We start from the raw sequence: 11,770 nt of genomic DNA, 5'->3' as shown, positions 1-11,770 counted from the left end.
CGGCAATTACAATGGCGGCTCTGGGCCGCTATTGACGGCTAAAACCGGAGTTTTTATACGTATTTCGCCGCCGCTATCTCATGACCGCCTATCCCGACCCGCCGAGCCAGTCCAGTTACCCTGGGGAGAACTATCCTCCTGCCAATTATCCGGCGTCCAGTTCTCCAGCGTCTGGGCAAACGCCGACGCCGGCTGACCAGAATTTGTCGGATAACGTCCGCCCGGAACTTCCGTCGAACCTGTGGCCATGGCTCATTGGCACGGGCGCTGTCATCGCCTTGTCACTTCAAACATGGTCGCTACTTGGCCTGCTGGAGGCCGGCGGTCAAGAATCGGATTTCCAAGCCAAGGTCTCGGCCTGGGAATCGGCGAACAAGAATCGACAAGAAGCGATCGACACCTGGAACAGCATCGAGCAGCAAGCTGGTCAGAACGTCGATCAATTGCGGGAGCAGTCCGCGCTTCTTCAAGGCACGATTGATTCGTTGCAAAAACAACGTGACCAGCTAGTCGAGACAACGACCTCCCAGGCCAAGACGCTGCAATCGTTACAAGATGCGAGGGAGGGATTGCAGAATAAAGTTGACCTCGCCAAGACGAAGCTCGCGGACGTCACCGAACAACAGCAATCCGTGTTACTCGCTGTCAAGACAGCCGAAGCAACGCAGACGCAGACTGAGTCATTGAATGACCAACTGATTGAGCGGGGCAAACGAATTAAAACCGCGTTGGCAGCATTGGAAGCCGAATCGGCAAAAGCGGAAGCGGAAGTCGAAACGCAAGAGAAGCTTATAAGCAAAAGCGAAGCTGAGCTTGCAGCGATGGAAGCACGTGTCAGCCAGTTCGATACCTTCTTGCAAAAGAAACTTGCCAGTGTCGCGGAGTTTAAGTTGCAACAGGAGAAGTCTTCTCAAACAGCGAAAGAATTGGAGACGACCGCCGAAGAACTGCGACGCCAAACCGCCGCCGTCGCGAAGGCGACCAATGCGCTGGCTGTACTCAAGAAACAAGTCGACGATCAAAACGCGACTCGCGATCAGAGCGATCAGGATCTTGCGAACGTTCAGGCCAATGTGAAGGCGGCCGAGACCCAACTGGCCGACTTGAGAAAGAGAGAACAGCAACTTGCCCAGCAGATGGCAACAATGACGACAACGCTCAGTGCGGCTGCAACCGACGCCTCGGAGTCGTTGTCGAAAATCTCAGAAACGGCCGCTGCAACGATTCAAGAGATGGCGGCCAAAGCAACGGAGGTCCGCAAGGCGGTCAGCCAGATCCAAGTCCCCGTCATCGAGTCGTCCGTGGCCGAGCCACCTAGTACCGATCCATCCGTTACCGAGCCAGCGGCAGAGACAAGCGGTGAGCAGCCATGACCGATCCGAACTTTTGGTCGATTGTTTCTGTTGCGCTCGCACTTGCCGTTACGTTGATTGGTGCATTGGTCGCACTCTTGTCGTATGGTCATCACCGCCGTCAAGCGATGCGGTTTTGGGAACGTGAACAGCGACTCCCCGATGCAACACGCCTGGCCAACTTAAAGGTGCAACTCGAAGAACTCCGAGAGGAATACGGCGAGCTAAAGGACAACGTGTTCGATGCCCAGCAAACGATCGAAGCCGCAGCGAACCAGCGACAATGGATGGAAGATGCGAAAGAAGAGATCGCTCGACTCGAAGAAGACAAAAAAGAAGTTGCACGAGTTCAAAACGAACTGGAGACCACCCAAACACAGCTCGCAAGCTTAATCGAGCAAAAGTCTGGCTTAGAAGGCGAAATTGCTAACCGCAAGTCTCAGGTGGATGAGCTTGATGCGAAGGCCGCTGAGCTGAGAAAGGACCTAGCGAATCTCGAAATCGAAGTTGAAAAGGCGAATCGGCTCAGAGACGATATTGTCAAGCTGGAAGCTGCCAAGAAAGAAGCCACCGAGGAAGCTGATCGGCTGAGTCGAGCGGCAAGTGAGCTTCGCAACCGATTGGAAACCGAGTTAGCAGCGCTCCGACACGAGCGAGACGGATTGGAACGCGAAGTCAGCGATTTAGGAAAAGAGATCGCAAACCGAAATCAAGAACAAGCGAACTTCGACAGCCAATTGAAAACGCTGCGAGAGAATCTCGATGGGCTTGGCAGCAAAGAACGCGAACTCAAAGGTCAACTCGCCGAACTTGAAACGCAAGCAGACAAGGCGAGATCCGTTGCCAAGGATCTTGCGCAACTGGAACAACAGAAGAAGGCTGCGAAGCAAGATGCTGATTCACTCGAATCTAAGCTCGACGAGTTGAAACGCCAAAAGGCACAATCGGAGGATGAAGCGAAGCGGCTATCGAAGTCACTGGACGATCTGAAAAAGCAGCAATCCGATCTCGAAGGCGAACGACGCAAGCTCAAAAGCGAAGTCGAGAAACTGGAGTCGAAGTCGAATGCACTGAGTGCTCAAATTCCAACCATGCAGTCGATGTTCGACACTCTCTCCTCCTCGGTCGCTGCGCACGACGGTGTGACGAAACCCGAAGACAACGAAATCTGGCAACCGGTGTTGCCAGCGTATCAAGCGACGACGGGTGATGGACGGGGTGAACAGGAATGTCTAGAAGACCTCGCAGGCAGCCTACGGTTGCTTGGTCTTAAATTTGACAATCGCACCTTGTACGCATTCCACACTTCGCTCAAGACGACCGACAGCTCGCCGCTCGTGACACTCGCCGGGGTGAGCGGGACCGGAAAAAGCGAACTGCCGCGGCGATATGCCGAAGCCACCGGAATGAATTTTTTGAACGTCGCCGTTCAACCGCGTTGGGACAGCCCGCAAGACCTCTTTGGCTTCTACGATTATCTCGAACGCCGGTTTCGCCCAACCGACCTGACTCGAGCGTTGATTCAGATGGATCCCTTCGGCGAAGAGACGGGACGTGGTTGGAACGCCCCGAAAGACTACCAAAAGAGTCGTTTACCGAAGCAGATGCTACTCGTTCTTCTCGATGAAATGAACCTAGCACGCATCGAATACTATTTCAGTGAGTTTCTCAGCCGACTCGAAACGCGTCGCGGCATCAAATCTCATGACGCAGCCAATCGCAAGCTCGCCGAGATACCCTTGGATGTCGGTGGGCGTCGAAGTGGCGATCCGCCCATGCAGCTTTTCGTTGACAAGAACGTTCTATTTGTCGGGACGATGAACGAGGATGAAACAACACAGGCACTGTCGGACAAGGTGATCGACCGAGCGAACGTCTTGCGATTTGGAAGCCCCAACTCGATTGTTCCGGTACCGGCGTCACAACGAAACGGTCGCATTATGGAGACGCGTCCGAGGTTGACCCGTGAGATTTGGCAAGGTTGGTGTCAGTCGGCCGATAGTTTAGCAGACGACGAGCGAACGAGACTGCTTGGTTGGGTCGGCGAGATGCGTCACGCCATGGATGCGGTCAATCGTCCGTTCGCCTATCGGGTGGCGCATTCGATTTTGGAGTATGCCGCCAACTACCCCGATATCGACAGGAAATTGGACTTCGTGATCGCGGATCAAATCGAACAGAAGATTCTTCCTAAGTTGATGGGACTCAACCCGCAAGACCCGAATGTTCAAAAGGCAATTGCGACGATCAACAAGATCTTGAATGAGGTCGATGACGACGTCTTGCAAAACAAAATCAACGAGTGCAGCCAGGACGATTACTTCCAATGGTCGGGGATTGACCGGAGCGAGGTGTAGCGTGCAAGAAGCCGTCATTGAATCCAGCGACATCGCGCCGGAAGAATCGCCAATCCTTGATGCGTTAGAGCAATTTGCCCAGTTCGTTGATGAGATCTATGACGGCCCAAGAGATCGCGCCGTTGCTTGGGAGGGGAACCCAAGTCGAGTGGCGATACGCAGTGTCGGTCGCGTGGTTTGCAAGTGGCGTCACGCGGTGAAGCCGAATCGGCCGCCTAGCGCCTTGATCGTTCGGCTGGCCAGGCGGTTGCCTTCGGTCCTCACGGATGTGACCCAGCACCCCAAGCGAGTTTTGCAACGACGCAGGGCAATGGAACCGATCAATCGTCTGCGCGAGCTCGATTCCACATGTGTGCGTTGGTTGACTCGCCAACCGGGAAACACACTCGCGGAAAAATCGGGACACCGCCGTGCCGTTCTGGCTGTTCAGCGTTTTGAGAGTGTTGATACGCTAGAAAACCGAGTCGTCTTCGACCTACTGAAACGCTGTAGCAAACTGGCGAGCAATTACCTGCGACAGCACCAGGCACGTTTCCCGAAGCATCCCTGGATCCGGATGACGGCCGATTTCCTCAAACTTTGCCGCCGTCTCGAATCGTTGCCTCACCTTCGCGAAGTGTCGGGACTCCCGAGTCTTCCTAAGCCGAACTATGTGCTTTTACACGAAACCCGGTACAAACAGGTTTGGCGATCGTACATGGAAGTCATCCGTCAACAACGCCGTCGCCAGCACCTCTGGATTTGGCGACACGAGGCATTCATGGATATGCTGACGGTCGCATGGATGAATTCTGCAAGTCGCTCGTGCGTCGATCGCACGCAACGTAAAACGGCGCATCGTTTTGACCTTCGGATACGCGAGATACCTTTGCGGGGAACGTTTTTCGACTGGGCCGCTCCGCCACCGATTTGGAGAATCTCGCCCGATCGTAGCTTCTACATCGGCCCGACTGATTCAGCTGGGCAGTTGTCGAGCGTGGATGATCATGCAGGCGGGGGAACCAGTATCGTCGTTTGGGAAGACGGAAAAGCGCGATGCACATCGTTGTCACTCGGACTCGCCGATGACCAAGTCACCGTTCTCTTGCAAAGCATTCAGAACGCAGAAGCTTCTGCCCAACGCGTCGCTGTTCCGCTCCCGTTGATCGAACAACCGCACGCACTGGATACCATGCATCAACAATGGTGCGGATCATGAGCGAAGAAGTTGCTCAAGAATACGCGTGGGGCGTCAGCGTTGGTTCGATGCATTGGTCGACCCTCGGCATGCCACTCGATCGAAAACTCCCTGCGATCTCCAAACACCGGTCACCGGATCACACGGCTGCGTCGGTACTGCTAAGCCGCTGGGCAGGGGAACCACTGCGTCTGGATTACTGCTGGCCGCCGCATCCACGTGGATCAGCAGAAATGTGGCCCCCCGAGGCGAAGATTGGAAGCGACTGTGGCAGTGGTCGATTCCCATTGGCGGCGGCATGGACGGGGCGAATCGAAGACCGGGTTTGGTCGTGGAAAGTGGATGGAGAAACGCGAGAACTTCATTCGCTCGACGCGATCGTAACTACGGTTTCTGCCTTCGCCCAGCGGAATGCCCGAGGGCGGTCCAATGCAATCGTCATTCCCAACGACTTCAAGCAGCGTGAACAGCAAAAGCTCATCGACGTCTGTTTAACATCCGGCGTCGATGCCGCGTTGCTTTGGTTGCCAGTGGCCGCGGCATTGGCATGGCTAGATGATCACCAGGAATCACTCCCCGACCCAAAATTACAACCCAGCGGTAGTCTTGCGTTGCCAGTCGTCCATGCGGACTGGGGGCGAGTCAATTGTTGCACCATCCATTTAGTTCCGTACGAAGACAAGCACGGCACTCGATGGGTGCCCGCTCGTCAACGACCTATTGTCAGCGATTGGAATATCCACGGCTTCGGTTGGAATGACGTAACGAGTTGTGACGAAGCGAATATCGAATCGGCGTGGAAGCAGTGTTTCATCGCAAAGAACCAAACATTCTCGAATGGTCTAGCCGATGGCCACCAGAATCTTCTCGATCGGGTGACAGGATGGACCATCGATCAACGATCGCGCCTTCAAGTGGACGGGGCGTTGGCCAAGCACCTCGCAACCATCGACTCACCCGTTTCAGCCATCTTCGTTGGTGATTTCGCCGACGCGGTCGCAGCTGGACCAGATGTCAATCAACAGTTCCGACGAATAACCGAGAATGGCACCGCAAACGTCCCGGTCGTTGCAGCCGGAGTCGCTGGCGAAGATTTGCTTGCGAGGGGGGCCTCTATTTTCGCACGAGACCGAGCCGAAAGAAGGACAAGCTATCTCGACACTTTGCCAGACTTGGAACTCTTCGTGGATCGAAACCACCAGTACGATTGGCTGAGCCTGCTGGGCGGCAGTGATCAATTTGTTCCAGGCGGTCAGCAATGGGAACTGCCTAATCCGATCGAAGGACTCGCACTACGCCGCGGTGCGACCAGCATCAAACTCGTGGTCGCCCACGACGAATACCCCGGAGTCCGTGAACTTCAAGTCACGCTCGATCGCCCAGCGGAACAACGCCTCGCAGCAACCCTGAATGTTTCTGCAACGCCAGCACAAGGCAACGCCAAGCTTCGGCTTGTGACCGTTGCCCAGGGATCCATCCCGTCACGTTCGATCTTGGCAAACTGGGATCGGATGCAGCCCGTTCTCGACCACGAAGGCAAGTCCGTCGACAAGGCAACATTCCTGAAAATGCAGCCGAGAGCCTACCCAGAGCTTTTCCCGCGAAGATGGAGTCACGCGAAGTGGCGGGCCGCGATCCCAACGGCCCAAAAGATAATCCGCCGCGTGAGAGATGAACCAGTTGATTCCATCATAAAGGATGATTGGTCCATCACGCACCTCAAGGATCGCTTGCTCGCCAAAGACCAGTCACAAACTCCTTTCGATGCGACCGCAATTGGTTCCGACTTTAAGGCACCATTCGATCAAGCAACCCTAGATGTCCTTGGTGCCTCGCTGCTGAAGTTCTGGCAATCATCGAAGCATCTGCAATCCGCCTCGGTCACTACCGTGGTTCGAGCCTTGGGCTACCTTTCTGTCGAAAATAAAGAGTTCGACGACTGGCTCGCAGCGAATCTTGGTAATCGCTTTCGAGACCGGCAAGCAGTACTGCACACGTCGGGGTTGGCAATGCGTGCGCCATCCAACATCGCGACGCTCTTCGACTTCGTCTTTTTCGCAAATGGTCGATCGGTTTCACCAGGTGCAAACGAACTAAAAGCTATCTCACAAGTGCTCCGTTACCGGACCGACGCAACTCAAAGCATCGACAGCCAAAAATGCGAACGTGTCATCCAATCGTGTTTGGGGATCTTTGAGCGTGGAATGGACCGTGGCGGTGGAGGTTACCCTTTCCGTTGGGCAAGTCTGATTATTGTTTACATGCTTCGACGACGAATGTTCGACTTCGATTTTCTTGACCCTCAGCAAGACATAGCGATCGAAGCAAAAGAGCTTTTCAGAACAGCGATACAAAGACATCAACAACGACTTCTACGACCAATGGGCGGATCCGTCGACTTGCCTGCGGCACTTCAGCAAATGATCAACTACATCGACCGAAAGGGCTCCGGCGATATTTTGATGGCGAGTGAGTAGCGTTCACATCCTTCTTTTTGCCAGCCCGCTAGTATGACCGAGGGCACCCTGGGTGTCGCCGCGGCGATGAAGCGGTTGCTTGGGTAACCAGTATCAATCGTGAGCTGATGGGCACTCGGCGGCTTTCGTTGCATTGAGCTCAATGAACCCTTCGTCGTCTTCGTAAAAGATGGCTTCGGCGGGGCATTCAGGAACGCAAGCATGGTTCACCGACAATAAGGCATCTGTCGTCTCGTTGTTGCGGACCGAGAGCACGGGCGGGATTTCTTTTGCCCATGGCTTCAGACGCATCTTTCGCTCATCGGGCCGCAACCAGACAATAGCATGGCTCGTATTTATAGCGTCCGCACTGGCTTCACAACTCGTCGCCCCACATCGACACGGAATCCTAACATGTTCGACAAACTTGTCCGCGAGATTCAGCGACTGGAGATGAATCGCCCAGGTGGTATCGAAGTTTCAATTGACATTCCGATTGACGAAAAAGGATATCTTGACCGAACATGCCCGCGCGAGACGTGCGGCAGCGTGTTCAAGGTCCAGTTCGTCGACTGGCGAGACAAAGTCCCAGAGGAACAGGCGTATTGCCCAAAGTGTGGAGGGCGTCATGAACCGACCGAGTTCAACACTGATTGGCAACAGGAATACATCGCCGAGACCGCGCAGGCATACGCGGCTAATCAGCTTAACAAGGCACTCGGGCGGGCGGCTCGGCAAACCCGCCCGACGAAAATTTCAACTGGCCTATTTGGCATTACGATGTCCGTTGAGCATCGACCGAGTCCGCGGAAGATTGTTCTGCCGCCGGCGGCCTACGAGATCCTTCGACAGGATTTTCGATGTCCGCAGTGCCGATGTCGCTATTCCACTATTGGCAACGGATACTTCTGTCCGGCGTGCGGCCCAACTCGGTCATTCAAGACTTCGATCAAACACTCACCACAACGCGCAAGTGCGTCGAATCACTTGATGTCATCGCGGCGGCACTGGGAGCTAAACACGATGTCGACGTTGCCGCCAATGTCGTCGATCAAATCCTGGAAGACCAAGTCGAAAACCTCGTGACGGCGATGCAGCGTGTAACCGAGGCAATGTTCGCGGAACTGCCAACAGCTTCCACTTTCAAAGTGGACACCAACTTGTTCCAGCGCGTCGACGATGCCTCCAATAAATGGCGAGACGCAACACACAGCGGCTATGACGACATACTTGCGTCAGGGCAATTGGACTTCCTCAAGATCATGGTTCAACGCCGTCACAAAATCGGGCATCGCCAGGGCATCGTCGACCAGAAGTACGTCGAAAAAAGCGGCGACAGGACTTTCGTGCCGGGCAACGGTTGATCATTCGGCCCGGAGAAGTGGTCCGCCTGGCGGACATACTGGAGCAATTGGTCCAGGGCCTTCGCAATATTCTCATCAGCAACGGTGGACCCACAGCTCGCTAGCGAATTACGACACATGAACATGCGCACACAATGTGAGCACTTTTCATTTTGCTTCAAATCCTCACCCAAAGTTGATCCAATCATCTGAATGAATGGCTGGATGGCAAATAGTGAAAACAAAATACTACTGGTTATCACACTTTTTAGCGATCGCTGGAAAGTGCAGCAATATTTTTGCTGTGGGGTTGTGTCGGCTTGGGGTATTCACTAGATTTCTCGCAATGGATGTCATGAGCGCATGAAAAACGGCTCCGTGCTTGAACACGAAGCCGTCTGCGTTCATGCGGGCGGGGAGCCCGGATGACCTATTGATAACACCATTCTGACTCCCAAAACCCGCTGGTCAAGGACGACCGTGGCGGCAGCAACTCTGTTTGCCGCTTTTCGTTTGGTCTAGCGCGGTCGTCAGTGCCACGCATGATAGGAGTCGATTCAATGAATTCTCGTTTAGTGCACCTGATGCTGCTGGTTATAGCGAGCCTCGCCACAACCGTTGCCGGGCAGGGGTTTCTTCCGGCACCCGGTGACGATGTCTCTCGCGGAGCGTTTGGGGGCGCAAATTTTCCGCTTCCCGAAAACTCAATCTTACAAACCACCCAGCCTTTTCGTTCGGAGTCTGAACCCGATTGGAAGGTGGTTCGGTTGATGGCGGAGCTTAGCTTCCTCGCCTATGAAGACAGCTTTCCAACCGTGCAAAACCGATTGCGTCTATTTGATCTGTCGCTTGCGTCATTTGCGACGGTCGACAACCACCATGTCATTAGCGGGTGGGACCAAGGCAGCCGCGTTTTAGTGATCGCGTTTCGCGGTACGGACATTTCTCAGCTCGCCGATGTCTGGACGGACTTGGACTACGAGACGGAGGCGTCGCCGGTTGGCAACGTCCATCGCGGTTTCTATCTGGCGACCAACGCCCTACTTGGTGGCATTCATTATGAGATCAGACGCCGTAAGCCGCGTCACATTTGGATCACGGGCCATTCGCTTGGCGGCGCGATGGCGACGATTTGCTTGGCGGAACTCGATCGCTTGCAAGTGCCAGTTACTGGGGTCGTGACGTTTGGCCAACCGCGTGTCGGCGACAAAGCCTTTACTGAAAATCTGAATCAAGGCCTCGGATCTAAGATTCTGCGAGTGATCAACGAGCAAGACATTGTTGCGTCGCTGCCACCGTACATTCCGTTCAAGGTTCCGCGGTACTACAGCGGTGGAAGCGTGATGCAGTTTTCAAACGGTCTACTTGTCCGCAGCGGTGGAGTGCAGATGATGGCCAAGCCGGTCGTCAATGGTCGCGGCGAAGTCATTCAAGTCTTCGGGGAACAAAAAACCGGCGACAGCGAGGCACCGCGCGGACCGTCTGGTGAAATGCCGCCCGACCCCGAGCAGTTGACTGAGGACGAGTATCGAGAGCTCCAAGACATCCTCCATGACGACGGTAGTCAAGGGGAGCAACAGTACGGTGGTCCGCTCGGCAGTCCCTTCGATCGTTTCAACCTAAAGGAGCGAGCCAGCCAGCACCCGATGCACCTCTACATCCAGAACATTGAGCGTTTCGCTGCGGAGGGCAAGTAGAAATGAACTTCACTCATTACGATCTCGGTCACCGCCAAAGAGGCGACATTGTTGAAGTCACGCTGAAGGGAAATTCAGCAAATGTCCGACTTCTCGATTCGTCAAACTTCCAAAGCTACAAAAATGGACGGCGTCATTCGTATCATGGCGGTCGTGCAACGAAGTCGCCAGTTCGGCTTCCCGTACCCAACAATGGGCATTGGCATGTCGCTGTCGATATGCAAGGCCTAGGCGGCCGGGTCAGCAGTTCGATTCGTACGATTCGACCAACGCGCCCTCTGCCAACAATTAACGAAGCCCCATTGGGATCTATTCCGAGTCTCGTTCGCACACCCGCACCGGCAGATGACGGAACCATCGAAGAGCTGGAGTTCGACGTCTTCATTTCTCATGCGAGTGAAGGCAAGGACTCGGTTGTTCGTCCTTTGGCTGAAGCGCTCAAGGAAGGCGGGCTTCGCGTTTGGTTCGACGAGTTTGAGCTTGGTATCGGCGATAGCTTGCGTCGGAAAATTGACCAAGGCTTGGCTCGCAGTCGTTTCGGCGTCGTGGTCTTGTCCCGGAGTTTTTTCGGCAAGGGGTGGACCAATTACGAGTTAGATGGAATCGTCACTAAGGCCGTCTCGGGCGATCAGGTACTGCTTCCGATTTGGCACGAAATCACCAAAAAGGAAGTGATCGAGTACAGCCCGTCCATTGCGGACAAGCTGGCAAGAAGCACCGCCACTCATACGGTTGAAGAAATCGCCGAGGAGATTGTGTCTGTCATTCGCAAGGCAGACTAGTTCCTCATGCAGCACTTAATCAGCGATATTACCGAAGTTCGGATGGGCTATCACTTTCGTGGCCGGGTTCAGGAGGAACCCGGTGGCAATGCGTTGGTGCTGCAGATTCGTGATGTGGATGAAGATGGTCGGTTCGATCCGGAAGCGTTGACGCCGATGGAGATTCCGAATTTGTCAAACCACGCACTGTCGGCTGGCGACGTTGTGTTTCTGGCACGCGGTGCCCGGCGGTATGCATTTTTGTTTGATGCGGTGGACCACGACAACATCGTGCCGGCTGGTTACTTCATGGTGCTTCGTGCCAAAGACGTGCGGGTTCGGTCCGGGTATCTGGCTTGGGCGATCAACCAAGATCGGTTCCAGGCTCTCATCGACTCGGTGTCGTCGGGTACGGCTGTGCCACAAATCACTAAAGGCAATTTGACCGAACTTTCGATCGACGTGCCTGACGTGGAAACACAAGATCGCATCGCTGCGATTGACGCTTTGATGAATCGAGAACGAACACTGATGCAGAAGCTGAGAGACCGGCGGTCGGCATTGCTGCGGGCGGCGGCTCGTGGGGCCGACGACTAACTTTCGGCCGGGACCAAAAACTTAATCAAC

General features: G+C 54.7%; 9 protein-coding genes. 8 read left to right on the top strand and 1 reads right to left on the bottom strand.

Annotation, left to right across the window (positions count from 1 at the left end; translation table 11 throughout):
- Positions 1-80: 80 nt before the first annotated feature.
- The 4 genes from CA85_RS19970 to CA85_RS19955 are packed head-to-tail and all read left to right on the top strand — an operon-like array spanning position 81 to position 7,363.
- Complete coding sequence (locus CA85_RS19970; RefSeq protein ID WP_146393119.1) at positions 81-1,373, top strand: coiled-coil domain-containing protein; 1,293 nt, start codon at positions 81-83, stop codon at positions 1,371-1,373.
- The gene (locus CA85_RS19965) at positions 1,370-3,709 is read left to right on the top strand and encodes an AAA family ATPase (protein ID WP_146393118.1); all 2,340 of its coding nucleotides are present in this window, start codon (positions 1,370-1,372) and stop codon (positions 3,707-3,709) included. The genes CA85_RS19970 and CA85_RS19965 overlap by 4 nt, the downstream gene beginning before the upstream one ends.
- 1 nt (position 3,710) lies before the next feature.
- Positions 3,711-4,907: a DUF2357 domain-containing protein gene (locus CA85_RS19960; RefSeq protein WP_186775076.1), complete on the top strand. Its 1,197-nt coding sequence runs from the start codon at positions 3,711-3,713 to the stop codon at positions 4,905-4,907.
- Positions 4,904-7,363, top strand: coding sequence for a hypothetical protein (locus tag CA85_RS19955; RefSeq protein WP_146393116.1), 2,460 nt, complete (start codon positions 4,904-4,906; stop codon positions 7,361-7,363). Before CA85_RS19960 ends, CA85_RS19955 begins: the two co-directional genes overlap by 4 nt.
- Before the next feature lie 93 nt (positions 7,364-7,456).
- On the opposite strand, the gene CA85_RS25450 is transcribed toward CA85_RS19955, so the two are convergent.
- Positions 7,457-7,654 carry a hypothetical protein gene (locus tag CA85_RS25450; RefSeq protein ID WP_222435484.1) on the bottom strand — a complete coding sequence of 66 codons (198 nt, stop codon included), beginning with the start codon at positions 7,652-7,654 and terminating at the stop codon, positions 7,457-7,459.
- 548 nt (positions 7,655-8,202) lie between these two features.
- Between CA85_RS25450 and CA85_RS19945 the strand changes: the two genes are divergently transcribed.
- From CA85_RS19945 to CA85_RS19930, 4 genes are all read left to right on the top strand, one after another.
- Positions 8,203-8,706 carry a hypothetical protein gene (locus CA85_RS19945; protein ID WP_146393115.1) on the top strand — a complete coding sequence of 168 codons (504 nt, stop codon included), beginning with the start codon at positions 8,203-8,205 and terminating at the stop codon, positions 8,704-8,706.
- A gap of 539 nt (positions 8,707-9,245) precedes the next feature.
- Positions 9,246-10,382, top strand: a complete 1,137-nt coding sequence (locus CA85_RS19940) for a lipase family protein (protein ID WP_186775075.1) — start codon at positions 9,246-9,248, stop codon at positions 10,380-10,382.
- Positions 10,383-10,384: 2 nt separating this feature from the next.
- On the top strand, positions 10,385-11,164 hold the full coding sequence (locus tag CA85_RS25980) for a DUF1883 domain-containing protein (protein WP_146393113.1): 780 nt from the start codon (positions 10,385-10,387) through the stop codon (positions 11,162-11,164).
- Positions 11,165-11,170: 6 nt separating this feature from the next.
- Positions 11,171-11,740, top strand: coding sequence for a restriction endonuclease subunit S (locus tag CA85_RS19930; RefSeq protein ID WP_146393112.1), 570 nt, complete (start codon positions 11,171-11,173; stop codon positions 11,738-11,740).
- The last annotated feature ends 30 nt before the right edge of the window (positions 11,741-11,770 follow it).

The organism is Allorhodopirellula solitaria, assembly GCF_007859855.1.
In the GTDB taxonomy this organism is placed as follows: Bacteria; Planctomycetota; Planctomycetia; order Pirellulales; family Pirellulaceae; genus Rhodopirellula; species Rhodopirellula solitaria.
Note: the sequence above shows the minus strand (reverse complement) of the source record. Positions and strands in the feature narration are given on the sequence as shown.

Bases quoted from the DNA above. Each gene is read 5' to 3' on its own strand.
- CA85_RS19970 (WP_146393119.1), top strand. From the start codon at position 81: ATGACCGCCTATCCCGACCCGCCGAGCCAGTCCAGTTACCCTGGGGAG.
- CA85_RS19965 (WP_146393118.1), top strand. From the start codon at position 1,370: ATGACCGATCCGAACTTTTGGTCGATTGTTTCTGTTGCGCTCGCACTT.
- CA85_RS19955 (WP_146393116.1), top strand. From the start codon at position 4,904: ATGAGCGAAGAAGTTGCTCAAGAATACGCGTGGGGCGTCAGCGTTGGT.
- CA85_RS25450 (WP_222435484.1), bottom strand. From the start codon at position 7,654: ATGCGTCTGAAGCCATGGGCAAAAGAAATCCCGCCCGTGCTCTCGGTC.
- CA85_RS19945 (WP_146393115.1), top strand. From the start codon at position 8,203: ATGTCCGCAGTGCCGATGTCGCTATTCCACTATTGGCAACGGATACTT.
- CA85_RS19940 (WP_186775075.1), top strand. From the start codon at position 9,246: ATGAATTCTCGTTTAGTGCACCTGATGCTGCTGGTTATAGCGAGCCTC.
- CA85_RS25980 (WP_146393113.1), top strand. From the start codon at position 10,385: ATGAACTTCACTCATTACGATCTCGGTCACCGCCAAAGAGGCGACATT.
- CA85_RS19930 (WP_146393112.1), top strand. From the start codon at position 11,171: ATGCAGCACTTAATCAGCGATATTACCGAAGTTCGGATGGGCTATCAC.